Below are 25,360 nucleotides of genomic sequence, written 5' to 3' on the forward strand. Positions count from 1 at the left end.
GAATGTTACAGTTCCATTACCGGGAGGCAACAGAAACAGTCATTCTCCTTTCAGCTTGGTGGCAAGGGCGATTGAGGTGAGCCCGGACTTCTTGGCGCAGTCCATGGCAGAGATTACCTTGCCGTAAGGCACGTCGGAATCTCCATTGATAATGATACGGTTCGTATGCTTGGTGGCGGCAAGCTTCTTCAGGTATGCCTCAAGGTTGTTGGTTGCCACCTTGTTGGCGCCTACGAAGTAATCTCCCGCCTTGGACACAGAGAGGACAATCTGCGAGGGAGGCGCTTCTTCCTTGGTGCTGACTCGGGGAAGCTGGATGTTGAATCCAGTCTGCGACATTGCCGTGCTTGCAATCATGAAGATAATGAGAAGCACCATGATACAGTCTGTAAGAGGGGTGATATTGATGGAGCTCATGGTATCCTCTTCGGATTCGCCGCCACCCATAGCCATGGGAGATTACCTCCTTTCCCTGTCAACCCAGGGGGATGTTATTTTTCATGCCTTCCCTTGGCAGCGGTCTTTTCCATGACCACCGAGGGCCTCAGGTCTTCGGGAAGAGGCTCATCGGCATCGGCAAGAACCAGCATCTCCGCAAGGCGGGACCCGGAAAACCGCATCTGCTGCTGGGTGGTTTTCACGCGGTTCTTGAAATAGTTGAAAAATACCGATGCGGGGATGGCCACGTAGAGGCCTGCCGCCGTGGCGGTGAGGGCTTCTGCCACGCCCTTGGCGACGACTGCCGGGCCTGTGGCGCCTTTAAGGGCTATATCGGCAAATGCTCTCATGATGCCGAGCACAGTGCCCAGGAGACCGATAAAGGGCGCGATGACTGCAAGGGTTCCCACATAAGAGAGGTTTTTGTCGAAGCCCAGAATCTCTTCCGAAATCGTTGAGTTCATGGCCTCCTCTATCTCCTGGCGGGGCTTGCCTGCCCTGAGAAGCCCTGTTTCAAAGACGCGTGCGAGGCTCCCGGAGATCTGCCTGCAGAAATGGATGGCCTCGGGGATCTGCTTGTTTTCTATGAAATAGGCCATCTGCATCAGCATCCACTCGTAGTCGAGGCCCATTTTCCAGAAGAAGTAGAACCTCTCTATCACGAGGCCAAGGAGAACGACAGAACACGTGACGATGGCGTACATCGTCATGCCGCCTTCATTGATTATTCTGAATATTGCTCCGATTGGGTTCTGGTCTTCCAAGTGCTTCTCTCCTTTCACCCTGAAATGAATAATGGTTTCTCTGTCAGGTGATAATCACCTTCAATTATTATTGTTTTTTTTCCAGGACCTCGGCAATGTCCCCCCTGGCAAAGAGCCTGGCAAAGACCTCTACCACGGAGGGATCAAATTGAGTCCCGCTCGCATCCTTGATGCAGGAGAGGGCCTTTTCGGGATTCATGCCTTTTCTGTAAGGCCTGTCGGTGGTAAGGGCGTCAAAGGTGTCGGCGATGCTGAGGATCCTGGCGCCCAGGGGAATCTCGTCTCCTCTTTTTCCATAGGCATAGCCCTTGCCGTCAAAGCGCTCATGATGGGAATAGGCAAGCTCCACCGGTATTTTTTCCAGGAGCTTCTTCTTGCCTTCGAACAAGTCCTTGATCGCAAGGGCATGGCCTTTCATGATGGCATATTCATTGTCGTCAAGCTTTCCCTGCTTCCTGAGGATGGCGTCCGGTATGCCGATTTTCCCGAGATCATGAATCTGGCCGGCCCTCTCGATTGCCTCCACTTTCTGCGGTGAGAGTCCCATCTCTTTGGCAATGGTCTTGGAGTATCTTGCAACCCGGTCAGAATGGCCGTAAGTATAATGGTCTCTTGCATCCAGCGCGTTGGCGAGTGAAATGATGAACTGCTCGCAGTCTTCAATTATTCTCTCTATGTTCTTCATGGCGCGGTGCATAGCGTAGAGGGGCACCAGGATCAGAACGAGCGCCAGGGGCTCGCGCTGGTAAATGAGGGCAAAAAGAAGCCCCAGGGGGCAGAGCATGAAGATATAGATCGAGGGATCGGAATACATCTCCCACCAGATGACGGGAAAATATCTTCTGGGGCGCCTCTCCCTGAGCATGATGGTAAGGGCGCTTATAAATGTCGCGATGGTGAAATAGACAAAGAACATCGCAAGCACGGCCGCTATGTTGGTCCAGGAGCCAAGGGGGCTTCCCCTGTTTATGCATTCATAAAGAATGCCTGCCGGGACAATCATGGTGACCCTGTTAAAGGGGCTTGTGAAGCCGTAGAGGACCTGGCCGAGGGGGAATGGTTTCCCTTTCCTGAACTTGTCGCTGATTTTCCTCTTCTTCTCGATGATTATGAAGCGCTTGCCTTTCTTGATCCGCTTCTTGATTGCCGAGTGAAGGAGATAGACCTGGAAGGAGAATGAGGCAAGGGCGATTACCCACGCGGCGACGCCCACTCCTTTCAGGAAAAGGGCGGCATAGAGAATGATTTCATCCATAATCCACTTGACGCTCCCCCCCCTGGTCTTTTTGCGAAGCGGCGTCTTCAGGATGCGGAGCGCCATTTTTTTAAGGTGGAGCAGAAAGCAGAGCGCGGCGAAGATCAGGGTGAAGATGAAAGTCTCCCTGTTGAGGAGCAGGGTATGAAGGTTCAGAAAGATACGCAGGGTCTTGAGGAAAGCAGGGGAAAGCAGTGCATGAGCGTCTGAAGCGGCCGCGAGGGCACAGGGCATGCTCCAGGGCACTCTCCATGGCGCCATCGGCGTGGCATAGATGAGAAGAACAGTCCCAAGGGCAATTAAAAGTGGATAAACAATCTTCTCCTGCCAGGAGAGCTCTTCTTGCATGAACTTTCACCTGTCACTGGCATGCGGACTTAACATCAAGCAGGGATCGGGATATATTAAAAGCGCTCAGAAAAGCGCTTTTAAACTCTTGCATGGTGAAACGGGCTTTAATGCGGCTTGTCGCCATAGCCCGGATAGTTGTCGGGTCCCAGGGTGATGGGAAGGTTCCCTATCCCGTTCATCAAGCCCTGGCAGCCTGCAGTGAGCAGTGTATCAGCCGGCTTGGCCTTATCGCCATAGTTGGGATAGTTGTCGGGGCCTTCTGCGGTAGCGTTTCCCCTCGCCTGGGGCTCTTTTTTCGTGCTTGTGCCGCCTGCGCCGCAGGCAATGTAATATTCTTCCCCGCTGTTTTCTATTGCAGGCTCAGCAGGAGTTTCAGGCTTTGGCTTCCCTCCCTGCCGGGCAGAGGCGTCGCTCTTGTCGCCGTAACTGGGATAGTTGTCAGGGCCTTCAGTGTCCGCTGTGCTCTGTGCACTCTGGGCAGGGGGAGGGTCATTTCCTCTCTCGCCGCTCGATATCGAGGTGGAATCTTCCGCAGGGGGAGGTGAGGCATCACCGGACGATTGCGGTCCGGGTAAAGCCCGGAGCCCTTTTTCCGGGAAAAGAGGTGGCATGGAATTTCCGACCTGCTGAATTGCCATGGCGCTCTGCCCTCCACGATGAAGTAGAAAGATATCCCGTTCTCTTTATACCATAAACCTGCCCGGGAGGTCAATCAGAAATCGTCTCCCTCTTTGTTAACAATTTGCTAACTTATCGCCATATCCTCAAGAGACGGGGACTGCTACTGCGGAACAGCAGCCTGTCCCTGTCTCTTTACGATGGCAAGAAACGCATCGACGACCTGGGGATCAAACTGGGTTCCCCTTTTTTTTCTCAGTTCGTCAAGTATGACAGGAAGCGGGATAGGGTCGCGGTAGGATCGCGGCGAGGCCATTGAGTCAAAAGCCTCGGCAACGGCAAGAATTCTTGAGCCGATGAGGATCTCCTCTCCCCGTTTCCCCTCGGGGTATCCCGACCCGTCAAACCACTCGTGGTGGGAATAGATGAGCTTGGCTTCATCTTCATACCACTTGAGCTGGTAGGCAACCTTGAAGCCCGTCTCGGGGTGCTTTCTGATCTCCTCGTATTCTTCAAAACTGAGCTGTTCCAGCTTCCCCTTCTCCAGGATCTCGTCGGCAATTCCGATTTTACCGATGTCATGGAGCTTTCCCGCCGAAATGATCTTTTCTATCTCCTCTTCCTCCAGGAACATCTCCCGGGCGATTTCCCCGGCGATCTGGGCCACATTGAGGGAATGGCTCCTGGAAAAGGGATCGCGGCTCTCGTAGGCAAGGGCAAGATCTTCTATGGCTGCGCGGGCCTCCCGCGAAATCTCGGAATAATTCTTTATGGAGGCGTACATGAGGTACACGGGGGCGAGGAGGAGAAGGGCCTTGGGATCGATGAGATACACGGTGGCAACGAGCAGTCCCACCGGCACAAGCATCGCGAGATGGACTTTTATGTTCCCTAGATTGATTTTCAGCAGGTACCTCAAATTTATGCCTGTATTGATTTTTCTCTCGATGAAGGTGAGGATATGATTCAGTAATAATATGATAAGGGCAGTGAGAATAAGGACAAGGACGGTATGCACATCAAGGAGTTTTGAAAAGGGCCTGTCAATGAGGGCCCGGTAGATCAGCCCGCCTGTTCCGAAACAGATAAAGAGGAAAAACAGCTCTCTTTCCTCCTCTTTCGGCACTTTTCTTTTCAGTGCCCGGCAAGAGAGAAACTTGGCGGCGCCGGAAATGGTGATGAGCAGCTGGCACCACAGGGGGCCGTAGAGAAGAAGGGCGGCATAGAGGACGGGGGTGAGCATGACTATCCTGCCGTAACGGGGCATGTCAAGAACCCAGAAGCTTGTGATAACGGAAAGAAGAATAAAGATTCCGTGGCCTGTGCTGAAAAATTGTTCCTGTGACCCGTTCCCGTAGGACAGGCTTTTCCCCCACACTATGTAAATGATAAGGAGAGCGCTTATCAGCCCTGCAATGGAGCTTCTGAAGAGCCTTCTCTGCACGCCGTCATGGAGTTTTCCGCCCATCAGTCCTGTAAGCCTTCCATAAGACTTGTCGCATCTCTCACTATTCCACAAATTCCATTCTGCTCCTCTCATGGTAATGGTTCGCAAGGACTGTCTCTCAAGAAACTCCTGTGCCATGGGAAAAATCAAAAATGTTAACAAGTTGGAAACAAACTGTTAATATATTGGTAACAGCCCTCTTTTATAATGAGACTGAGGATTAACGGGCTTTTTCTATTATGAGTTGTGAGGGAATCTGCCAATGCAGCTGCCGAACATGCCGGCTCCTGTGAGTTTTACCCCGATGCCCTTCCAGGTGCAGCCCCAGAGCGGCCTTAACCTCGCGATGGGAAGGGTCCTCAACGGCCAGGTGCTGGCAAAGACGGGAAACCAGATGACGCTCCGGCTCGGCAACAATGTGCTCCAGGCCGAGGGAAATCTGCCTGTCGATGTGGGAGCGCAGTTCCAGGTCCAGGTGAAAGGCAAGGACTCGCAGGGGACTCTTAACCTTCAGCTGCTGAGGGCCCAGTCTTTCACCCCCATGACGGAAGACGACCTCATGAGCACCATGGCGGCCATGAAGCTCCCCGTCACGGAGAAAAATGTGACACTTGCCAAAGGTATGCTGGAAAATGGCATACCCCTCACCTCGGAGAACCTCAAGGAGTTCAATGAAGCCTTTTCACAGCTGCCCAAAACCCTTTCAACGGACATGCAGTCAGCCTCCTTTCTCAAGATGAGCTCCCTTCCCTTTACTCCGCAGAATATCACCACCCTCTCCAACTTCATCACCACCCATCCCCTCATAGGGGCCCAGCTTTTCGAGGTGCAGCAGGAGTTCAGGAAGCTCACCGGGGGAAAGTCGGGCAGGGTCTCCCGTGAGATGGTGGAGATTCTCTCGGCGGCATCGGGGCTTCTGGGCGAGTACATCATAGACGGGAAGAGCAAGCCCAGGGCGAAGAACTCCAAGGCATCGAAGAATATGGCCCGCCAGGTAGGCATCGAGATGCTCGGGCCGGGATGGGGAAGCGAAGATGAGTGGGATCTGCTCAAGATGCTCGCCGCCGTGAGAGGAAAGCTCTCACAGGAGGAGATGAGCGAAGAGGAAGCGGCCCTTATGAAGCTCCTCGCCCTTATGGGCCAGCTTGAGGAGAATATCGCCGCGCAGCAGCTCATCAACGGCGCGAAAAAAAGTAACGAGGCGCCCTATTACTATATGCAGGTTCCTCTCAGGCTCGATGAGAGAGAGGTCACCGCCGAGGTGAAGATATATTACACCACCGATTATTACAACGAGAAAAAGGTCGATGAGGACAATGCCAGGCTTGAGTTCTCCGTGGTTACGGAGCATCTTGGGGCCCTCTATTTCCAGGTGGAGATAGTTCATGGTATAATATATATGGATGTCGGTACAGGAAGCGAGGAAGTGTGCGCCTTTGTTGAGAGATATGTGCCGGCCCTTATGGAGAACCTGAAGAGGATCCCTTACGCACCGGGGAAAACCAGGTGCTACGTGAAGGAAGACGATCCTCTGGTTTCTTTTACCGAGGCAGCCGGGGAGTTTGAAAAAATGGAAAGAGTCAATATCAGCGGTTAGAGAAATAACCTGATGCAAGATGACAGGTAGAGAAAATGGAAGGACAGAATAATGAGAGAAAGGCCTTGGCAGTAAGGAGAGAGGAGGATGGAACCCTGAGTGTCCTCGCGTACGGCGAGGGAGAAGAAGCCGACGCGATAATAGAAAGAGCCAGAGAATCCGAAGTAGAGATTGTCAAGGATGAGGAAGAGATACGGAGGCTCCTGGGCGGGACGGCACCGCAGGCGGTACCGAATAAGATATACAGTCTTGTCGCCGAGATAGAAGCCTTCGTGACCGAGCTCAACGAGGCCTGGTTAAGGAGGGATACAGGGACAGTCGAGGAAGAGAGCCCGGAAGAGGGCGAAGGGTAAAGGAATTAATTCCCGCAAGGGATTAAAGAGTATTAATGGAGGTGCGGCATATGTATGATGGAATAAAAAAGGCGACGTTAGGAATGCAGGCGATGAACCAGAAGCAGGACGTCATACTCAACAACCTGGCCAACGTGGGCACCACGGGCTACAGGAGGGAGAACATGACCTTCTCGTCCTTCAGCGAGGTGATGGAGAAGGAGATGACCTTCAACCCCAGTCCCACCAAGAAGAGCAGCGAGTACCAGCAGGCCGGCATCGGTGTTGAGTCAGACGGGATGCTCTACCAGCGCACGCTGACCTCTTTTTCGCAGGGCTCCCTGAAGAACACCGGCAACACCCTGGACCTTGCCCTTGATGACGACGGGAGAGGCTTCTTCACCATCAAGACGGATAAGGGCCTGGCCTTTTCGAGGGGCGGCTCCTTCCGCATCGACAACCAGGGTTACCTGTGCACCCAGGATGGCTCGTTCGTGATGGGCCACAAGGGGAAGATACAGCTCGGGGGCTCGAGCGTAGGGGTGACCAACGAGGGGATGATCAAGGTTGACGGGAAAGAGGTTGACAAGCTTCTTGTCACCGAGTTCAACGACAAGATGGCCAACAGGGGCCTCATGCACTCCGGTGACAACAACTTCCAGGCGAATGCCGGCGGCAGGATTGCCACGAACTCTCATGTGAAGCAGGGCTTCCTGGAGATGGCAAATGTCAATGCCGTGCAGTCGATGATTGAGCTCATGACCATCATGAGGGCCTACGAGGCGAACCAGAAGACCCTCCAGGCGGAAGACAAGATGATCCAGAAGACGGTGAACGAGACCGGTAAGGTTCGGTAAGTTTTATAAATCAACAAGGAGGGTGAACCATATGTTAAGAGGGCTTTACACAGCAGCGTCAGGAATGTCTGCCCAGCAGATGAATATTGACAATATTGCCAATAACCTGGCGAACATTCAGACGACGGGGTACAAAAAATCCCGCCTGGATTTCCAGGATCTTCTCTACTCCCACACCCAGGATCCCGGCACCGACGCGACGGTGGGCACCCAGATCGGTATGGGCGTGAGAGCCTCGGCGACGCAGCAGATCTTCACCGACGGGAGCTTACTTCAGACGGGCCGTGACCTTGACGTGGCCGTACAGGGCCAGGGCTTTTTTGAAGTGACCCTTCCCAACAACAAGAAGGCCTATACCAGGGACGGCGCCTTCAAAATGGACGGCCAGGGGAATCTCCTCACCGGTGCCGGCTACTCACTGGGCGTGCAGATTCCCAAGGATGTCTCCAACCTTGTGATAGAATCTGACGGCACCATCAAGGGAACGCCCATAAGCTCGACAGAGCCCAAGGTGATAGGCCATCTCACCCTGGTGCGCTTCCTGAACCCTGCGGGCCTCAAGTCGATGGGGAGCAACCTCTATGACAGGACGCCCATTGCCGGTGACATGTTCAAGGGCACGCCCGGCAAGGAAGGGCTGGGTACGCTTGCCCAGGGCCACCTTGAAAAAGCCAACGTGAATGTCATCGAGGAGATGATCAGTATCGTGCAGGCCCAGCGCGCCTATGAAATGAACCAGAAGGGCGTTCAGGCTTCCGATGAAATGGTGAGAATGGCCAACCAGCTCCAGAAATAACCATGAGGGACAGCCCAGGGTGAAAAAGTTGCCCATTGGTGTGAGGGAGCGGAAGGAAAACGGGGATATCTTGACTAATAAAGGAGGTAGGGGAAGATGCAGATCGAGGGTATTACACCCCAACCGATTAAGGATGCAGCTGATGTCACCCCTTCCAAGAAGCAGGAGGAGTCGAAGCTGAAGGATGCCTGCCAGCAGTTCGAGTCTCTTTTCCTGTCCCAGATTCTGAAGGAGATGAAAAAATCCATACCAAAGGCCGAAGGTGAAGAGGGAAAAGACAAGGATATGTATGAGGATCTCATGTACGAGGAGATCTCCAAGTCAATGGCGGCTTCGGGCGGAATCGGTATGGCCAATATTCTCTATCAGCAGATGAAGGATATCATGTGAGCGAAAGGGAGCATGGCTGCCGGTAGTTTCTTCTCCTTATGGAGGTTTATGCATGCCGGTAGACGTTGCTGAGCTGTGGGGAAAGTTCAAATCCCAGGCTGATCTCGGGGCCAAGGAGACGCTTATTGCCTCCTATCTCCCCCTGGTGAGGCAGATTGCAGTAAGCATCATCAAGAAGCTCAGGCCGGGTGTTGATCTTGACGACCTCATAAGCGACGGCACTTTTGGCCTCATGCGGGCCGTGGAGCAGTTTGACCCCGGACGGGGAGTGAAGTTTGAAACTTACGCCACTCCTGTCGTTCGGGGTGCTATTTATAATGGCCTCCGCGCCCTGGACTGGATGCCTGAGCGCACCAGGGGGAAGGCAAGGGCTCTTCAGCGCGCCATGGAGAAGTTTTCAGTGCTCTACGGGAGGCCCGGCACCGAGGAGGAGCTTGCCGAAGAGCTCAAAATGAGCACCTCGGAAGTTTATGAGCTCATCACCGATCTTGGCTGTGTTTACTTGCTCTCGCTTGATCAGCCCTTCCCCACAAGCGACGATGACGAGGCAAGCATTCTTGATATCATAGAGGACAAGGACGGCACCGATCCCTCGATAGAGATCGAGTTCATTGAGCAGCGCGAGATACTGCGGCGCAGCGTTGAGGAGCTTTCCGAGCGGGAGCGGACCCTTATCCAGATGCACTATTTTGATGGCGTTCCCTTTGACAAGATTGCCCAGATAATGGGAGTTTCCAAGCAGAGGATCTCGCAGATCCACAGCCGCGCGGTGAGAAGGCTCAGGGAACAGCTCTCCATGGAAGGCTTCAGGGAGGGGCAAAGGGAGGAGACTGTTCACAGCTACGACCAGCATATCTGAAGCCGGCCCCTGGTGCGCCCACACAACAATCATTATGGCTTTAATCGGCATCACCACCACCATCCCTGTTGAGCTGCTCTTCGCCTCGGGCCATGTGCCCGTTGATTTGAACAATATCTTCATTACCCGTCAGAACCCTCTCGAGCTGATAGAGCGTGCCGAGTTCAGAGGACTTCCAAGAACTCTCTGCAGCTGGATAAAAGGCATATACGGAATCCTCTGCGAGCGGCAGGATATCGAGACTGTCGTGGCCGTCGTTGAAGGGGACTGCAGCAACACCCTTCCCCTCCTGGAAATCCTCAGGGACGAAGGCAGGGAGGTGATACCTTTTTCTTTCCCCTTCGACAGGGACCGTCATCACCTGGAGAGGGAGATGGAAAAGCTCACCGCCCGCTTTCCCTCTGAAAAGGACGCCCTTGAAGCCTGGAGAACAAGGCTTGATGCAATACGCAGGAAAGTCCACAGGGTTGATGAGCTCTGCTGGAAGGAGGGGAAGGTTACCGGCCTGGAAAATCATCTTTACCTGGTCTCTTCCAGTGATTTTCAAGGTGAGCCCGATAGTTATGAGAAGCGTCTTGATGAGTTTATCGCAGAGGCCTCGGAGAGAAAGAGCGACTTTTCCATGGTGCCTCTGGGCTTTGTCGGGGTGCCGCCTATTTTTTCCGATTTTTATGATTTCCTTGAGGAAAAGGGGGCGAAGGTGATCTTCAACGAGGTGCAGCGGCAGTTTTCCATGCCCGGCCTGAAGGAAAATCTCGTTGAGAGGTTCCTGGAGTATACCTATCCTTACGGCCTGCCTGAAAGAATAGATGATATCAGGAGGGAGACGGCGGCAAGGGGCCTCTGGGGGATCATCCACTATACCCAGTCATTCTGCCACCACCAGATGGAACATTTACTGCTGCGTGAAAAGCTCAGGGTCCCTCTCCTTCTGCTTGAAGGGGACAGGCCTGGAGGGCTTGACGAGCGGACAAAAGTGCGCCTTGAAAGTTTCCTTGAAATGCTCAGGTAGGAATTTTCATAAAAAGGAAGAATGTACCATAACTTCTTCCAGAGAAAAGGCGCCTCAATCGGCCTGTTGACAGGAGAGAGGGAGAGAATGAAAAGCAGGACAGGCATTATTTTTTTTGGCATTGCCCTTGCAATGGTGGTTTTTTTCTGCGGCTGCGAGAAAAGGAGGACCCCCGAGGAACTGCTGAACATGGTGAAGACAAAGTATTCCCAGGTGGCGGACTTCCACGAGGTCTCCACTGCCGAAGTGGTGAATAACCTTGATGAAGGCAAGGTGAGCACCACGGAAACGGAAATGTGGTACCGGAAGCCCAACAGGATCCTCTTCACCTCGAATTCGGGCCAGGTTTCTGCGGTAGCGGCCTGCGACAGCAAGCTCTTCTATCTCTTTGTGAGCTCCCTCAACAAATGCCATACAGGAGCCGCTCCCGGTAGCATCTCTCTTTTTTACGAGAAAGTCGGGGGTGGAGGTCTCATCAAGCCATCCCATGTGATACTTGAGACATACCTTCTGGACGGGAAGCTTCCCGCAAAAGGGATCAAATCGTCAGAGATCCGGAAGAAGCGCGAAAAAATCGGCACCACGGAGTGTCATGTCATCGATATCACTCTCCCTACCGGTGAAAAGCAGACCCTCTGGATCGGGGTGCACGATCTCTTCATCTGGAAAAACATGATAACAGTCACCAAGGCTTCTCTGATAGGGGAGGCAATTGTTCCCTCGCCGTCGCCGGGGCAGAAGGATCCGGAATCTGAGGTGCTGCTCGTTTCGACGGAGACCATGAAGGTCGTGGAGGCTGACAAGGGGATTCCTGATGAGAAATTTGCCTGGAAGCCCCCTGATGGAGTGGAGATAGTCTCAGAGGATGAGGAGAGAGGGAAGGCCGCAAGGGTTGACCTCACGGGGAAAAAAGCCCCCCCCTTCACGCTGGAGGATGCCTCGGGGAAGAAGGTGAGCATCGCCTCCCTGAAAGGCAAGGTGCTGATCCTGGATTTCTGGGATTCATGGTGCAAGTCCTGTATAAAGGATATGAAAATAATGCAGAATATCCAGAACAAGGGCAAGGCAGAAGGGATCGTGGTGCTCGGCATCAATGAAGAGGCCGACAGGACGGCGCGCGAGAAGTTCCGCGCGCTCCATGGGATTACCTTCACTGACCTTTATGATACCGCAGGGAGTGTTTCAAAGAACTATGGCGTCGATGCCGTGCCAAGGGTTGTGATAGTCAGCAGGGACGGCACCGTGGCAGGGGATTTTCTGGGAGTGCAGGATGAAGAGGTAATTACAAAAGTGGTGCAGAAATTGGGAGTGAAATGATCGCGACAGCGCATGAAGGGAGTTTGCAATGGCTACTGGAAGAAGCAACGAATCTGAATCTGTGGCAAAGAGGAAAGCGAGAGCAAAAAAGGCCGATTCGAAATCGCTCAAGCAGTCTGGAGACTGGTTCCAGCGTAATAAGAGCCTCGTCACCTGGGCTCTGGTCATTGCCTTTGCCTCCACCTGCATAGGTTTTGGTGCCATATTCTATGTGAATCAGCTTAATGAGGCCGAGAAGGAGAAGAAGTCACCTGACGTGCAGAAGGTGGACAAAATAGGCGAGAATGTCAGGTACTGGAAGGAGCGGGTCCAGGAAAAGCCCAATGATGCCGTAAGCCTGAGCAACCTTGCCTATGCCTACCAGGAGGGAGTCTTTGAGATCCTCGCAAAGGATTCGGGAAGCGCCATGGCCCCCGAGGACAAAACCAGGCTCGATGAGTATTCAAAGAGCGCAGAGGAGTACTACAGGAAAGCCCTTGACGTTGACAGGAACTACGTGTTTGCCGCGACAAACCTTGCCGATATCTACCTGAGCACCGGCAAGCACAAGGAAGCGCTCACGGTGCTGAAAAGTCTCCTGAAGAGCCAGGGCAAGCTTGAGAATGACGGAACACCGGCAGTCAACCTTGACGACAGGGATACGCTTGTGCTCATGGAAAAGCTCTGCGATGCCTATGTGAAATCAGGTGACAACAAGAATGCCATAGTGATAGGAGAGGCAGTTCTCAAAAAGGACCAGGGAAATTACAATGTGCTCTATTACCTTGCAAGGGCTTATTTCGGCCAGAAGGACAGCGAAAAATCCCTCGGGCTCCTCAAAGATGCCCTCGAGATCTCGCAGGCAAAGCTCGGCATGGTGAACGACCCGGTGATGAAGGGCAACCTGGTGAAGCTCACCGTGGAGATACTGGTGCTTCAGGGAGATATTTACGTGGTGAAGAAGGATTACCGGAAAGCCCAGGGATCCTTTGAAGTGTCCAAGATATACGTGACGAACGTGCTGAATGACAAGGGCATGTTGAAGGGGATTCAGGAGCGCCTCAATATGCTGGCGCCGATTATCGCGAAGATGAAGCCTGAAGCTGAGCCCTCCGTGAAGCCGGGCACTGCTCCTTCAGGGGCGCCAGCCTCGCCGGGCGTTATGCCTTCAGGAGCGCCGGCTTCACCTGATGTTATGCCGTCAGGGGTACCGCCCTTTTCACCGGGCGGGTCGCCGGGGGTAAAGCCCGGCGCGGTTCAGGGAACCCCGCCGGCAGTACCTTCCGAGCCTATGGCGCCATCGCTTCCAAAGGCTCTTCCCTCTCCCTCACGATAGGATGTGAGAGGAATAGTGAGGGAGACTGTCAAATATTTGGGAAAGGTGTAATCATGCCATTTTGTCCCTTCAAGAAAAAGGAATGTTTCACAGAGTGTCCCTATTTCGCCCATGGGGTGAAAAAATGCGGCTTGACGGCACAGACAATGATTTTCGAGGACCTTCACAAGCTGAGCCTGGTTCTTCTTGATAATGCGGTGCTGAAAGAAGAAGATCAGGGGAAGGGGCGCTCCCCCGGCGATAAATCTTGATAAGGAACTGAATGACCATGGAAAAAAAGGATAGTCTCTCAGCAGCGGGAAACCTCCCCCTCTATGATCACCTCCTCTCCAGCATCAGGTACATAAAGTACCAGAGCTTCCCCGACATGGACGAGTCCCGTCCGCAAAGAACACCCATCACCAAGATAAAGGAAATGATGGAAAAAGAGGGGAAGGCGCCCATAAAGGAGGATCAGCTCAAGCTCGTGGTGAGCGATATCATATCGCAGCGATTCCAGAGCAACCTGATAAAATACAAGATGCTGCAGCAGCAGGAATTGCTGCGTGGAATGGCAACAGGCGGCATCTCGCCCGAAGAGGCTATTCTTCTCCTCCTTGATCAGACCAGCGGTGAAGAGCTTGAAGAAAAAGTCCTCTCGAAAGGGAAAGTGTCCAACCAGAGCCTTGACGAGCTTTACAAATTTTACAGCCGCATAGGCGAGAACATTGAAAAGCTCGTGCAGAGGAAGCTGGTGCCAAGGAGGGAAGAAAAGCTCGATGATTCTCCCTTCTTCCGCGAGTGATGAAGACGGGAGTCGAAGATTATCAGAAGGAGTTGGGGCAATATGACATTCGGTGATGACAGGATGGATCTCCTCACGTTCCTCAGGAATCTGGCTGATTACCTGGCTGCAGGAGTGAAGTTCGAAGGAAGCGAGATAGAAAACAGCCTCCACGCGGTGATAGAAAATGTGTTATCAATCCGTGCCGAGTATCAGAATCCTTCCCCTCCCGGGACGGAAACCATCAGGGAATTCATGCTGGAGGCCCTTGACCTTTTTGAAAGCGCCATCGGAGAGTTCTTTACCTTCTTTGAGGACGGTGACGTCGAGCATCTCAGAATTGGCGTGATGAATGCAGAGGAAGCCAATGACATCCTCAGCTCGATAGAGTACATCATTGAGCAGAACAAGCAGTGGCTCAGTGAGTTCGTGGCGGGGTAGCGATGAACATTGAAGAAAAAGACTTCTATACCATGGAAGAGGTCCTTGATCTCTCAAAGGAGCTTGCCATTGAGATTGATGAGCGGACCTTCAAATATTATCTCTCCCTTGAGATCATCTCTAAACCGGTAAAGAATCCCTATCCCCAGGGAGACAAGAGGATTAAATTCTATCCCGCCCGGGTTATCGATGAGCTCAAAAGGATATTTCAGCTCAAGAACAGGGGATTTTCCCTCAAGCAGATCAAGAAGCTCTTCATTGAGGAAAAGAGCAAGGAGCTTGATGTGCTCATTGATGTCACGGGAAAGGATGAAAAGCGTGAGATGGCCCATGCTTACCTCGAGGCCCTTCTCGGTTCAGAGTCCAAAATCGCCTGGAAGGAGTTTCTCTCTGCCTCAACAAGCGAGGTTTCCGAAAAGACTCTTCTCGATGCCTTGAAGCTGTACCTGGAGAGAATGCTCAGCTCATGGCTCCGATCCGACGAGGCGGGCAAGTATGTGGAGGAGTATCTTCTCGATCTTGATTCCGATATCCGGGAGGGTGTCGTGGATTTTTTCAAGAAGGCCCGCGACAACGAGATAATGAAGCACCGGGCCGAGAAGATGGACCTTCTCAGGTTTCTGCAGAAGCTCTGCGGCCGTGTCATCCTGGGGAGATACAACAGGGCAGAGGTTGAGGAGTGGCTCAACGAGGTGATAGCGAACCTGGAGAAGCTCAAGTGTGCTTATCAGGAGAAAGCCCCTCAGGATACCCTTTCTACCGAGATGAACGGACTCATGCTAAAGGGGATCGAGCTTTATCTCGATTCCATTCACGAGATAAAGGAGAACATCTCTTCAAAGAGAAGGGAGATCCTCATTGCGGCACTTGGGAAAGCACGGACTGCCCATAACATCCTCAGCAGCCTGGAAGAGATAGCGGAAAAAAAGAAGGTTCTCATCGGTCTCGCGCGCTGACCTGAAAAGCACGCCTCGAAGCCCCGCGGTTATTTCTTTGAAGAGGGCTTCTTTTTCTTTTTCGGTGCGGTCTTCACCTTGTCCTCGGTAGTGGCCTGCGGCGGCTTTTCAGGGGTTTTTCTGCCCTTTTTCGCCGGCTGTGTCCTGGGATGCTCCGTGAGGTTCTCCAGTTCCTTTTCTATCATGGCCTGGTATTTTGCCTTTCCCTGGCGCTTTGCCAGGTCGAGGGCGATTTCAAGCTGCACCTTTGCATTATCAATCTCGCCGGTCTTTACGTGGAGAAGTCCCAGGTTCCCCTGTGCGGGGAGCAGGTTGGGATCTATCTCTATGGCGGCCTGGTACTCCAGAATGGCCGACTCCAGATTCCCCAGCTCCGAGTAAGCAAGGCCCAGGTTGAAATGTGCTTCAGCATAGCGGCTGTTGAGGGCTATGGCCTTCTTCCACATCTCCACGGCCCCTTCTATCTTTCTCTGCCGGGCATAGACTATGCCGAGATTATTATGGGAGTAAATATCATTGGGATCAAGCTGGATTGATTTCTCAAAAGCCTCCTGGGCCTTTTCCAGCTGATTCTGATAGGTGAAGGCAAGGCCCAGGTTGTTGTAGGTATAGGCATCCTGGGGATCAATCTCGAGGGCTCTCCTGAACACCTCGATTGCTTTTGCCGTGTCATTTATGGAAATATAGGCCAGCCCAAGGTTGTTATAGGTAAAAAGGTCCCGGGGATTTATGGTGAGTGATTTTTCATAATGATGTATTGCCTTGTCTATCTGGCCGGTCCTCGCGTAACAGAGTCCCAGATTGTTAAGAGCATAGGTATCATGGTTATCAATGAAGAGAACCCGCGCGAAGTGCTCGATTGCCTCTGAAAGGTTCCCCATCGAGCAGAGGGCGAATCCCAGGTTGTTGAGGGCAAGAATATCCTGGGGCTGAAGCTCGACAGTGCGCCTGAACTGGGTTATTGCCTCCCGGATCCGCCCCATCCTTATAAGGCAGAGCCCCAGGTTGTTGTGGGCGTAAATATCCCTGGGATCAATGGAAAGGGATACCCTGAATTCCGTCTCGGCCAGATCGAGCTTGTCAATGGTAAGATAAGCCCTGCCCAGGTTGTTTCTGGCATAGGTATCCATCGGATTGATCTCAAGGGCCTTGTGAAACTCGTCAATTGCCTTCTCCCACTGTGCAAGCTGCGCATAGACCATTCCAAGGTTATGGTGGGCAACGGCGTCTTTCGGGTTGTATTCGATGATCCCGTTGAACTGCTCCAGCGCCTCATTCCACCTGCTCTGCTTGGCAAGAACCCTTCCAAGATTGTTGCGGGCGTAAATATCGTTGGGATTGATCTCCAGAGCCTGGCGGAACTCCACCTCGGCTTCCTCGATGTTTCCCAGTTTTTCAAGGACCTTGCCCAGATTGTTGTGGGCATAGAGATCGTTCTGGTCTATCTCGATGGCAAGCCGGAACTCCGTCATTGCCTCTTCAAGGTCTCCCCGCTGCGCATAAAGGAGGCCCAGGTTGTTGTGGGCATATACATCCCTGCTGTTTATCTGGAGGTCTGTTTTGTACTCGCTGACAGCCTCGTCTATCTTGCCCAGTTTTGAGTAAATGAGCCCCAGGTGATAATGGGCCTGGCTGTAATCCGGATCAATCTCGATGGCCTTTCTGAGGACATCTATGCTCTCGTTGTACTTCCCCTGCCTGGCAAGAATGAGCCCAAGGTTGTTGTAGGCCGAGACATCGGCATGATCAAACTCGATGGCCTGCTGGTAAATCTCCACGGCTTCAGCAAGCTTTCCTATGGAAAGGTAAGCAATGCCGAGCATATAGCGTGCATTTGAGTGATGAGGGTCAAGATCGATGGCTTTTTTCAACGCCTTGCTTGCGAGCCCCCATTCACCCCGCTGGGCATGCTTGACGCCTGAGTTATAGTGAATCTCCGGATCCTTTGATTCCTCCAGGGTTCCGGTGTCAGATTTCTCGGTGAATTCGTTGCTGTGAGCCTTGGACATAGGTTTCCCCCTTCAGAAAGGTTTTTCTTTGCGCCCCTGCCTCTGTGCCGGAGGTCCATTTACAGAAATGGCCTGAAATAACATTCGTTGAGGTATCTTTTTAATCCTTCTTCAAGGCTGTCTCCGTTCTGGCTGTATCACGGCCTTCACCCGGCAGAAGCACAGCGGGGAAAGATCTAAGGCAGGAAATGTTTCAGTTCGGTCTGTCCGGGCAGATGCAGGGAAAGGGAAGAGAATGTTAAAAATATGTTAAAAGAACTATTTTGCCCTGAAAACCTCTTGCATTTTCTTCATATATATATTATAATAAAGTTGACGGTAGAAAGTGTTGACAGTAAAAACTGAATTGAAAGAGCTAAAGAGATAAGGAGGCAGAGATAATGAGCAGTTACCCGATGAACTTCAATGTGGGAGTGAACCTCGGATTCCAGGTGGGGTCGCCCGAGATGATGGCGTACCAGCAGAGGATGATGATGAGGCAGTCGGCCCTGGAAGGGGCTTACATGCCCATGCCTCAGCCCAGCCTTGCCGAGGTCATGAGCATGCAGGGCTTTTATAACGGGTGCCTGGGCCATATCCAGCAGCTCCGCTACGGAGTGCCCTTCCCCGGCGGGCTCTTTGAGGGGATGCCTCCAGGTTCCACAATGGGCGGGCTCATGGCAGGGATGCCTTCATCAAATACCTTTGCTTACTTGGATCCCTCCATCATGCAGTATCTGCAGATGCAGCAGCAGCAGAGCAACATGACGATCATGATGTGCTTCATGATGCAGCAGCAGGCGCAGATGCAGCAGCAGCTGATGGCCATGCTTCTCCAGCAGAATCAGCTTCCCTGGGAGCAGATGAGGCAGCTCATGGGACAGCAGAATTTCCCATCGACGCCACCTCCCTCCTATCAGGGAAACCAGGGCACCCAGCAGACCCAGGGCACTCAGGGCACCCAGCAGACCCAGGGCACCCAGGGCGTTGACAGGGGAGCTGCCCGTGCCGATGCCGTGGCGCTCCATAACGCGATGGAGGGCATGGGGACCGATGAGCATGTTCTCACGTCCATCCTTTCGAGCAGGAACGATGCCCAGATTGCCGCCATAAAACAGGAATACCAGTCAATGTTCGGCCACCCCCTTGAAAAAGATATCAAGGGTGACACGAGTGGATGGTACGAGACGACGCTCCTCGCCCTCAGCGAGGGCAACAAGGGCAACAGGGCCCCCAACGAGTCAGAAGCCCGTGCCGATGCTGCAGGGATATATAAAGCCGTGAAAGGCTGGGGCACTGATGAGCAGGCAATTATCAACATCCTTGCCCATAGGAACAAGGAGCAGATAGAGCTCATCAAGCAGGTCTATCAGCAGGCCTACGGCGAGTCCCTTGAACAAGCCATCAAGGGCGATACGAGCGGTCATTTTGAAAATGCCCTCATCAGCATCATCAACAATGCGCCTTCCGGGAGAACGCAGGGTACAGGCGTGACGCCCAACCAGACGCCCAACCAGACGCCCAACCAGACGCCGAATCAGACGCCGAATCAGACGCCGAATCAGACGCCGAATCAGACGCCGAACCAGACGCCGAATCAGACGCCGAATCAGACGCCGAATCAGACGCCGAATCAGACGCCCAACCAGACGCCGAATGCCAGCCCTGCGACGACGCAGCAGACTGGGCAGCCCCCCGTTGACAGGGGAGCCGCCCGTGCCGATGCTGTGGCGCTCCACGAAGCCATGGCAGGGTGGGGGACCAACGAGCAGGTCCTCTCTTCGGTCCTCTCAAGCAGGAGCAACGCCCAGATACAGGCTGTCAAGGAAGAGTACCAGTCACTCTACGGCCATTCCCTCGAAGATGATATTAAAGGTGATACGAGCGGCTGGTATGAGAACACCCTCATTGCTCTCTGCCAGGGCAGGCGCAGCAACGGGGCTCCGAACGAGGGCGAGGCCCGCGCCGATGCGGCGGCTATTCACAAGGCCGTTGATGGATGGGGCACTGATGAGCAGACCATCGTCAATATTCTCTCCGGGAGGAACAGGGAGCAGATTGACCTTATCAAGCAGGTCTATCAGCAGACTTACGGCCAGTCCCTCGAGAATGCCATCAAGGGAGATACAAGCGGACAGTTCGAGAACGTTCTGGTCATGATGCTCAACAACTCGCCATCAAGAGAGGCTCAGGGGCCCAAAGGATAGGCAGGCATAAATAAAAGGGGAGCCCGCGCGGGCTCCCCTTTTTTCTTTTCAGCCTTCTTTACAGGGAATACCCTTTGCTGCCTGCCACGATCATTGCAGGAATCCTGTCATTCATTTTTTCTCTCCCCTGGAAGATTTCGCCGGGGCTTTGTTCTCGAGGCTCCGTTCCTTGAACAGATCCTGGAATTCCTTGTTTTTCCTGAGAGAAGCGAAAGCCTTGTCGCCCGTAATGAGGGTTTTGTTACGGAACCCTTCGTTGAAGGCTTTCCTGAGATACAGGAGGCTCTCTTTCTCCATCGGCATCAGTGCATAGAGCCTTGCCGCCTCATAATTCATCTTTGCCCTCAAAAGGTAGTGGCGGTTCCCTTCGACCAGATCGGTTATCTCCCCTCCGGTGGGATGCTTTTTCCCCTCTTCCTCTATGCGGTAAATCATGGAGAGTGCAAGGAGCCTTACCGTGCGCTCCCTGCTGTCCTTGAGGGCAAAAGCTTTCTCTGCCGAGAGGAGGGCGTCGGAATTTTTCTTTTTCCCGTAGGAGGCCTTTGAGGCGAGAAAGAAGGCCAGGGAGGTGTTTTTCTGGTTCTCCGGTATCCGGGAGAGCAGAGAGAGGGCGGCATCATTCTTCCCCTCGGCCGTTAAGGAGGCTATCGTATAGAGCTGTGATATTTTTGTGAGGGCCGTCTCCTGGGAGAGCTCCCGGAGAAACCTGGCGGCGTCATGGGAGAGATTCTTCACCTCCCCTGTGAGGCCGGTGAACACGATGAAGTCAATGTTGTCCGGCTCCTGGTGCATTGCGGCTGCCATTTCTTCCCGGGCAGCCTTTATCTCTTTCAGCTGCCAGAGCAGGAGGCCCGCTTCAAAGTGGTCACGGGCTGTCTGTTCGTCGGTCTTCAGCACCGCCCTGTAATCGCCCAGAGCCTCCTGGAGGTTTCCCCGGCCGGCCAGGATATCTGCCTTCATCCTGAGAGCTTCTGCAAGCCTCCCGTCGATGGCCAGGGCGCTTTTGAGAAGGGAGAGGGCTCTTGCCATGTCACCTTCCAGAAGCGATACTTCAGCCATACCTGTGAGGGCTCCTGTTTTTCGCGGGTTTCTCGAGAGCACCTTGCTGAAGGCTTCCTTCGCCTCTTCATAAGCTCCTGAAGCAAGAAGCAGCTCTCCCAGAAGCTCTTCAGCCTCGAGGCTGTCAGGTTTCTGCTCCAGAGCCCTGAGGGTTTCAGCTCGGGCCTCGTCATTCCTGCCCTGCTCCTTGTAAATGGAGGCAAAGAGCAGAGGGAGGGCCGGGTTCTGCGGAGTCCGCTTTCTCACATCGCGGAGGATCTCCAGTGCTTTTTCATGGTTTTTCTGCTCATGGTAGATCAGGGCAGTGTCAATAAGAGGCTGCATCCTTTCAGGGTAAAGCTCAAGGGCTTTCTGGTAAGCCTCAATGGCTTTCTGGGGCTGCTTTCTCTTCCACATCACCTGACCCAGGAGCTCATTGCCCTGGGCCGAGCCGGGCTCAAGCTCGAGAAACTTTCTTATCTCGCTGTAAGCGGCATCATAGTTACCTTTCACAAGAAAGGCTCTGCAGAGGCTCAGGTGAACGGGGGCAAATTCGGAATCTATCTCGATAACCTTCTTCATCTGCTTTATGGCATTTTCGATGGTGCCCTGCTTGAGGTACTCGAGGCCGATGGCATCAAGAGCCCACAGATAATTGGGATCTATCGAGAGTGCCTCTTGATAGCTTCCTATACGTTCTTTGGAGCTGTCAAGGAGCCTCCCCTCGAGGTAAAAGTATGCCGGGTTTCTCGGGTTATCCCGCGTCTGCTTGCGGTAAAACTCTACAAGCTCAGTTTTCCTGCCCCTCTGGAGCATGAGGTCCTGGTATTCCCTGTGAGCCTGAATGAAGCCCGGGTTAAGCCTGATTGCGCTATAGAACTCCTCGGTGGCCTTCTTGACGTTCCCCTCTTTTTTACTGGCAAGTCCCTGCTCATAATGGATCTTCGCATTCTGCTTTGCGTCGTTGCAGCTGCAAGCGACCATCACAAGAAAAAGAAAGGCCCAGAGCCACCGGACAGTGAGCTTCAACAGAATTATCACCTCTTCACGGCCAAGTGTTCACATAGAGTTCTTTTCCCCGGGCAGTATTTCCTTTCAGAGGGGCCGAAGGTGCCTTCAGGTTTACTGGTATAAAAGGGAATTTTTCACCGGAAAGTAATACTATGGAGTAGTGAACAAATCAAAGGGAGGGGAACTTATGAAACTCACCAGGGGGATTATCCTGTGCGCTCTTCTCGCGGTCCTTGTATCCTGCACTCAGAAAGCGCCACCGGCTGTTCAACAAGGCACAAGCACTCCCATGTCGGGCAGCATCTCTGTGGTGCGCTCACCAGGCACCGCCCAGACACCTCAGGATCAGACGGGAGCCATTCAGAAATCAGCAAATCAGGAGGAGACTCCGTACACCGGGAACCTGGCCAATGTGCCCCGCGTGGAGGTTGTTTTTGTCGTGGACACCACGGGAAGCATGGGCGGCCTTATCGCCGGTGCAAAGAAAAAGATATGGACCATCGCCAATTACATTCTCCAGGCGGAGCCAAAGCCCATTGTGCGGATGGGGCTTGTGGCCTACCGCGACAATGGTGACCAGTATGTCACCAAGGTCTTCTCCCTCACCGACAGCATGGACAAGACCTATGAAAATCTTATGAGCTTCAAGGCCGAAGGCGGCGGCGACGGCCCCGAGCATGTCAGCAAGGCTCTCAATGATGCAATAAAGGAGATTCAGTGGAGCAGCGGTGACAAGGTCCTCAAGATGATTTTTCTGGTGGGCGATTATCCTCCCCACATGGATTACCAGGACGGCCATAACTACAGGAAGCTCTGCACGGAGGCCCGGCAGAAGGATATCATCATCAACACGATTCAGTGCGGGAACATAGGCGAAACGACCACTTACTGGAAGGACATCGCTTCTCGCGGGAGCGGCCAGTATGCAGCTATTGAGCAGACGGGAGGGATGGTGACTATCGACACGCCGATGGATAAGGAGCTTGCCGACCTCAATGCGGAGCTTGGCACGACCCTTATCCCCTATGGGAGCAGCGAGAGGCGGGCAGGGGTGATTACGCGGCAGAGCAAGAGCGAGTCACTCGCTCCCTCGATGCAGGCCGAGCGTGCCGAGTTCAGCGCCAAGAGCAGCTTTGTGGACCGCGGCGACCTTGTGGACGCCGTCAAGAACAAGGAGGTAAAGCTCGACAAGATGGAGCTTGCCGAGCTTCCCGAGGAGCTCCAGAAGCTGGACGAGAAGGAAAGGGAATCGTACGTGAAAGAGCAGGCAGAGAAGCGCGATGAGATAAAGAAGAAGATCGTCGAGCTCTCAAAGGATCGCGAAAAGTATATGGATGAGCAGAGCAGAAAGAAGGGCGGCGGCCTCTCGTCCTTTGATGCGAAAGTGACGGGCTTCATCAAGGTCCAGGCTGAAAAAAAAGGGATTACCATCAAGTGACATGGAGCACAAGGCGAGGTGCAAAAAATCCTCCCATGAGGAGCCTTCATGGGAGGCTTCCTTTTACCGCCACCTCATGGAGGCAAGCCCCGGGCTTTTTCTTCACACCGACTGCCGGGGAATAATCATTGAGGCAAACAGGACCGCCGAAGAAATGACGGGCTTCCAGAGGGAAGCCCTCATCGGCACAGATTTTGCCAGGTATTTCAGCAAGGCGGCAAAAGCCCGTGAGGCTCTCAGGAGAGCTTTTATCGAGGGAGCGGCAGGCAGTTGCGAGCTGGAAGTCCTTCATATCAACGGCCATGAGACCCCTGTGCTCTGCGATGTCACGGTTTACGGGAAGAGTGAGGGATCTCCAGGGAGCCTTTTCTTGATGGGCACCAATATTGCAATGCTCAAGGGCAGGGAGAGAGCCCTCCTCACAAGCGCGGAGATGTTCCGCACCATCGCCGATTTCACCTATGATTTTGAGACCATGAGCGACCCGGAGGGCTCTTACCTTTATCTGTCTCCGTCATGTGAGCGCATCACGGGCTATGATGTGGCTGATTTCAATGAGAGGCCCGAGCTTCTCATTGAGGTGATCCATCCTGATGACCGCAAGCGTTACCTGGACCATCTGAACCTTGAGCTCAGAGAGTACAGCAAGATCCACAACATTGACTTCAGGGTGGTGAGGAAGGACGGGTCTGTGGTGTGGCTGAGCCATTACTGCCAGCCCATGTTCAGCAGGAGCGGGATTTTAATGGGCAGAAGGGCCAGCAACAGGGATATCACCGCGCGCAAGCAAGCCGAGCAGGCCCTTCTCAAGGCCCGCTCCTCACTTGAAGAGAGAGTCCGGGATCGTACCCGCGATATCAAGAGGGCAAATGAAGCCCTCCGCTCCCTTTCATCCCGTCTCGAGGCGGCAAGGGAGGAAGAGAGGAAGCTCATTGCGCGGGAAGTACATGATGAGCTTGGACAGGTTCTCACGGCTCTCAAGTTCGATGTGGCGTGGCTTGGAAGCAGGCTTAAAGGCGCCGATGCCATTTACAGTGACAAGATTGAGGGCATGCAGGGAATGATCCTCTCAGCCATTGACACCGTCAAGCGTATCACCACGCTGCTGCGCCCCCAGATACTTGATGTTCTGGGCATGGTCGCCGCCATAGAATGGCTTGCCGAGGATTTCCAGAAGCGCACTTCCATAGGCTGCCGCCTCAAGGTGAGCCCGGGAATGATAATTCCGGGAAAGGATCTTTCAGTGGCGATCTTCAGGATATGCCAGGAAGCCCTCACCAACGTGGCCCGCCATTCGGGCGCTTCGGAAGTCACCATCGCCCTGAAAAAAACAAGGGAATTTCTTACCCTTGTCATAGAAGATGACGGCAGGGGGATTAAAAGGAAAGAAATTTCCGGCTCCTCTTCATTGGGAATAATAGGAGCAAGGGAGCGTGTGGCTTCCATGGGGGGAACTTTTCACATTGAAGGGAAATCCGGGCAGGGCACAAAAATAAGGATAAGGATCCCTTACCTGAAAGAGGGGGAGAAGAATGCTTGAAATCCTGATAGTTGATGATCATCCCGTCGTGAGAAAAGGCATGATGCAGATACTGGCCGACCTGCCGGGCGGCGTGAAGCTGGACGAGGCCTCAAAAGGCTCCGAGGCCATGGAGAAGGTGACCGCTCACCGATATGACGTGGTGCTGCTTGATATCTCTCTCCCGGATATTGACGGCCTCAATGTGCTGAGCCAGATAAGGGAGACCTGCCCCCGGTGCCCGGTGCTGATTCTCAGCATTCTTCCCGAGGAGATGTTTGCCGTGAGGGCTCTCAAGGCCGGGGCGACAGGCTATCTGACCAAGGAAAGCGCTCCCGAGGAGCTGCTGAAGGCCGTGGAGAAAGTCGCCTCCGGCGGGCGTTACATAAGCCCAACCGTGGCAGAGATAATTGCCGGTGAGATTGAAGCGGGGTCCAGGAAGCCTGATCATGAAGATCTCTCCCGCCGCGAGTTTCAGATCATGTGCGAGATAGCAGAGGGCAAGAAGCCCAAGAATATAGCGGCAGAGCTCGGCCTGAGCGTAAAGACGATCAACACTTACCGCTTCCGTATACTGGAAAAGCTGCATCTCAAGAATAATGCCGATATTATCCGCTATGTCCTGGCCCACAGGATCAGCTGTGAATGAAG

General features: G+C 53.4%; 24 protein-coding genes. 17 read left to right on the forward strand and 7 right to left on the reverse strand.

Translation table 11 applies throughout. The features are described 5' to 3' along the window. Positions 1-39 precede the first annotated feature (39 nt). The 5 genes from RDV48_13235 to RDV48_13255 all read right to left on the reverse strand — a co-directional run bounded on the left by RDV48_13235 (position 40) and on the right by RDV48_13255 (position 4,945). On the reverse strand, positions 40-453 hold the full coding sequence (locus tag RDV48_13235) for a biopolymer transporter ExbD (GenBank protein ID MDQ7823755.1): 414 nt from the start codon (positions 451-453) through the stop codon (positions 40-42). 38 nt (positions 454-491) lie between these two features. Continuing rightward, complete coding sequence (locus RDV48_13240; protein MDQ7823756.1) at positions 492-1,202, reverse strand: MotA/TolQ/ExbB proton channel family protein; 711 nt, start codon at positions 1,200-1,202, stop codon at positions 492-494. Between the two features lie 67 nt (positions 1,203-1,269). Then, positions 1,270-2,805 carry an HD-GYP domain-containing protein gene (locus RDV48_13245; protein ID MDQ7823757.1) on the reverse strand — a complete coding sequence of 512 codons (1,536 nt, stop codon included), beginning with the start codon at positions 2,803-2,805 and terminating at the stop codon, positions 1,270-1,272. Positions 2,806-2,912: 107 nt separating this feature from the next. Then, a complete protein-coding gene (locus RDV48_13250; protein ID MDQ7823758.1) occupies positions 2,913-3,446 on the reverse strand; it encodes a hypothetical protein in 534 nt (177 codons plus the stop codon). A 143-nt stretch (positions 3,447-3,589) separates the two neighbouring features. Then, positions 3,590-4,945 carry an HD domain-containing protein gene (locus RDV48_13255; protein MDQ7823759.1) on the reverse strand — a complete coding sequence of 452 codons (1,356 nt, stop codon included), beginning with the start codon at positions 4,943-4,945 and terminating at the stop codon, positions 3,590-3,592. A gap of 190 nt (positions 4,946-5,135) precedes the next feature. Between RDV48_13255 and RDV48_13260 the strand changes: the two genes are divergently transcribed. From RDV48_13260 to RDV48_13320, 13 genes are all read left to right on the forward strand, one after another. After that, on the forward strand, positions 5,136-6,470 hold the full coding sequence (locus tag RDV48_13260) for a hypothetical protein (protein ID MDQ7823760.1): 1,335 nt from the start codon (positions 5,136-5,138) through the stop codon (positions 6,468-6,470). A 35-nt stretch (positions 6,471-6,505) separates the two neighbouring features. Then, positions 6,506-6,823, forward strand: coding sequence for an EscU/YscU/HrcU family type III secretion system export apparatus switch protein (locus RDV48_13265; GenBank protein ID MDQ7823761.1), 318 nt, complete (start codon positions 6,506-6,508; stop codon positions 6,821-6,823). A gap of 50 nt (positions 6,824-6,873) precedes the next feature. Further along, positions 6,874-7,659: a flagellar hook-basal body complex protein gene (locus RDV48_13270; protein ID MDQ7823762.1), complete on the forward strand. Its 786-nt coding sequence runs from the start codon at positions 6,874-6,876 to the stop codon at positions 7,657-7,659. 31 nt (positions 7,660-7,690) lie between these two features. Then, on the forward strand, positions 7,691-8,455 hold the full coding sequence (gene flgG, locus RDV48_13275) for a flagellar basal-body rod protein FlgG (GenBank protein ID MDQ7823763.1): 765 nt from the start codon (positions 7,691-7,693) through the stop codon (positions 8,453-8,455). Between the two features lie 96 nt (positions 8,456-8,551). Continuing rightward, a complete protein-coding gene (locus RDV48_13280; GenBank protein MDQ7823764.1) occupies positions 8,552-8,845 on the forward strand; it encodes a rod-binding protein in 294 nt (97 codons plus the stop codon). 52 nt (positions 8,846-8,897) lie between these two features. Further along, positions 8,898-9,704, forward strand: coding sequence for a FliA/WhiG family RNA polymerase sigma factor (locus RDV48_13285; protein MDQ7823765.1), 807 nt, complete (start codon positions 8,898-8,900; stop codon positions 9,702-9,704). A gap of 34 nt (positions 9,705-9,738) precedes the next feature. Beyond that, positions 9,739-10,716 (forward strand): 2-hydroxyacyl-CoA dehydratase, encoded by a 978-nt coding sequence (locus tag RDV48_13290; protein MDQ7823766.1) that lies wholly within the window; start codon positions 9,739-9,741, stop codon positions 10,714-10,716. A gap of 87 nt (positions 10,717-10,803) precedes the next feature. Continuing rightward, entirely contained in the window at positions 10,804-12,033 is a 1,230-nt protein-coding gene (locus RDV48_13295; protein MDQ7823767.1) for a TlpA disulfide reductase family protein, read from the forward strand. Positions 12,034-12,061: 28 nt separating this feature from the next. After that, the gene (locus tag RDV48_13300; protein MDQ7823768.1) at positions 12,062-13,348 is read left to right on the forward strand and encodes a tetratricopeptide repeat protein; all 1,287 of its coding nucleotides are present in this window, start codon (positions 12,062-12,064) and stop codon (positions 13,346-13,348) included. A gap of 53 nt (positions 13,349-13,401) precedes the next feature. Continuing rightward, positions 13,402-13,599, forward strand: coding sequence for a hypothetical protein (locus tag RDV48_13305; GenBank protein ID MDQ7823769.1), 198 nt, complete (start codon positions 13,402-13,404; stop codon positions 13,597-13,599). Positions 13,600-13,616: 17 nt separating this feature from the next. Continuing rightward, complete coding sequence (locus tag RDV48_13310) at positions 13,617-14,132, forward strand: hypothetical protein (GenBank protein ID MDQ7823770.1); 516 nt, start codon at positions 13,617-13,619, stop codon at positions 14,130-14,132. A gap of 42 nt (positions 14,133-14,174) precedes the next feature. Then, entirely contained in the window at positions 14,175-14,552 is a 378-nt protein-coding gene (locus RDV48_13315; GenBank protein MDQ7823771.1) for a hypothetical protein, read from the forward strand. A gap of 2 nt (positions 14,553-14,554) precedes the next feature. Next, entirely contained in the window at positions 14,555-15,508 is a 954-nt protein-coding gene (locus RDV48_13320) for a MerR family transcriptional regulator (protein ID MDQ7823772.1), read from the forward strand. 29 nt (positions 15,509-15,537) lie between these two features. On the opposite strand, the gene RDV48_13325 is transcribed toward RDV48_13320, so the two are convergent. Continuing rightward, positions 15,538-17,517: a tetratricopeptide repeat protein gene (locus tag RDV48_13325; GenBank protein MDQ7823773.1), complete on the reverse strand. Its 1,980-nt coding sequence runs from the start codon at positions 17,515-17,517 to the stop codon at positions 15,538-15,540. Between the two features lie 380 nt (positions 17,518-17,897). Between RDV48_13325 and RDV48_13330 the strand changes: the two genes are divergently transcribed. Continuing rightward, positions 17,898-19,703: a hypothetical protein gene (locus tag RDV48_13330; protein MDQ7823774.1), complete on the forward strand. Its 1,806-nt coding sequence runs from the start codon at positions 17,898-17,900 to the stop codon at positions 19,701-19,703. 111 nt (positions 19,704-19,814) lie between these two features. Here RDV48_13330 and RDV48_13335 read toward each other — a convergent pair whose 3' ends face one another. Beyond that, entirely contained in the window at positions 19,815-21,770 is a 1,956-nt protein-coding gene (locus RDV48_13335) for a tetratricopeptide repeat protein (protein MDQ7823775.1), read from the reverse strand. 169 nt (positions 21,771-21,939) lie between these two features. Between RDV48_13335 and RDV48_13340 the strand changes: the two genes are divergently transcribed. Genes RDV48_13340 through RDV48_13350 form a run of 3 tightly spaced genes read left to right on the forward strand, consistent with a single transcriptional unit; the run spans position 21,940 to position 25,358 of the window. Further along, positions 21,940-23,190: a VWA domain-containing protein gene (locus RDV48_13340; GenBank protein ID MDQ7823776.1), complete on the forward strand. Its 1,251-nt coding sequence runs from the start codon at positions 21,940-21,942 to the stop codon at positions 23,188-23,190. Position 23,191: 1 nt separating this feature from the next. Next, positions 23,192-24,730, forward strand: coding sequence for a PAS domain S-box protein (locus RDV48_13345; GenBank protein MDQ7823777.1), 1,539 nt, complete (start codon positions 23,192-23,194; stop codon positions 24,728-24,730). Further along, positions 24,723-25,358, forward strand: a complete 636-nt coding sequence (locus RDV48_13350) for a response regulator transcription factor (GenBank protein MDQ7823778.1) — start codon at positions 24,723-24,725, stop codon at positions 25,356-25,358. Before RDV48_13345 ends, RDV48_13350 begins: the two co-directional genes overlap by 8 nt. Positions 25,359-25,360: the final 2 nt, after the last annotated feature.

This window comes from Candidatus Eremiobacterota bacterium (assembly GCA_031082125.1).
Taxonomy (GTDB): Bacteria; Vulcanimicrobiota; CADAWZ01; order CADAWZ01; family Ess09-12; genus Ess09-12.

Bases quoted from the DNA above. Each gene is read 5' to 3' on its own strand.
- RDV48_13235 (MDQ7823755.1), bottom strand. From the start codon at position 453: ATGGCTATGGGTGGCGGCGAATCCGAAGAGGATACCATGAGCTCCATC.
- RDV48_13245 (MDQ7823757.1), bottom strand. From the start codon at position 2,805: ATGCAAGAAGAGCTCTCCTGGCAGGAGAAGATTGTTTATCCACTTTTA.
- RDV48_13250 (MDQ7823758.1), bottom strand. From the start codon at position 3,446: ATGGCAATTCAGCAGGTCGGAAATTCCATGCCACCTCTTTTCCCGGAA.
- RDV48_13260 (MDQ7823760.1), top strand. From the start codon at position 5,136: ATGCAGCTGCCGAACATGCCGGCTCCTGTGAGTTTTACCCCGATGCCC.
- RDV48_13265 (MDQ7823761.1), top strand. From the start codon at position 6,506: ATGGAAGGACAGAATAATGAGAGAAAGGCCTTGGCAGTAAGGAGAGAG.
- RDV48_13270 (MDQ7823762.1), top strand. From the start codon at position 6,874: ATGTATGATGGAATAAAAAAGGCGACGTTAGGAATGCAGGCGATGAAC.
- flgG (MDQ7823763.1), top strand. From the start codon at position 7,691: ATGTTAAGAGGGCTTTACACAGCAGCGTCAGGAATGTCTGCCCAGCAG.
- RDV48_13280 (MDQ7823764.1), top strand. From the start codon at position 8,552: ATGCAGATCGAGGGTATTACACCCCAACCGATTAAGGATGCAGCTGAT.
- RDV48_13285 (MDQ7823765.1), top strand. From the start codon at position 8,898: ATGCCGGTAGACGTTGCTGAGCTGTGGGGAAAGTTCAAATCCCAGGCT.
- RDV48_13290 (MDQ7823766.1), top strand. From the start codon at position 9,739: ATGGCTTTAATCGGCATCACCACCACCATCCCTGTTGAGCTGCTCTTC.
- RDV48_13295 (MDQ7823767.1), top strand. From the start codon at position 10,804: ATGAAAAGCAGGACAGGCATTATTTTTTTTGGCATTGCCCTTGCAATG.
- RDV48_13300 (MDQ7823768.1), top strand. From the start codon at position 12,062: ATGGCTACTGGAAGAAGCAACGAATCTGAATCTGTGGCAAAGAGGAAA.
- RDV48_13305 (MDQ7823769.1), top strand. From the start codon at position 13,402: ATGCCATTTTGTCCCTTCAAGAAAAAGGAATGTTTCACAGAGTGTCCC.
- RDV48_13310 (MDQ7823770.1), top strand. From the start codon at position 13,617: ATGGAAAAAAAGGATAGTCTCTCAGCAGCGGGAAACCTCCCCCTCTAT.
- RDV48_13315 (MDQ7823771.1), top strand. From the start codon at position 14,175: ATGACATTCGGTGATGACAGGATGGATCTCCTCACGTTCCTCAGGAAT.
- RDV48_13320 (MDQ7823772.1), top strand. From the start codon at position 14,555: ATGAACATTGAAGAAAAAGACTTCTATACCATGGAAGAGGTCCTTGAT.
- RDV48_13325 (MDQ7823773.1), bottom strand. From the start codon at position 17,517: ATGTCCAAGGCTCACAGCAACGAATTCACCGAGAAATCTGACACCGGA.
- RDV48_13330 (MDQ7823774.1), top strand. From the start codon at position 17,898: ATGAGCAGTTACCCGATGAACTTCAATGTGGGAGTGAACCTCGGATTC.
- RDV48_13340 (MDQ7823776.1), top strand. From the start codon at position 21,940: ATGAAACTCACCAGGGGGATTATCCTGTGCGCTCTTCTCGCGGTCCTT.
- RDV48_13345 (MDQ7823777.1), top strand. From the start codon at position 23,192: ATGGAGCACAAGGCGAGGTGCAAAAAATCCTCCCATGAGGAGCCTTCA.
- RDV48_13350 (MDQ7823778.1), top strand. From the start codon at position 24,723: ATGCTTGAAATCCTGATAGTTGATGATCATCCCGTCGTGAGAAAAGGC.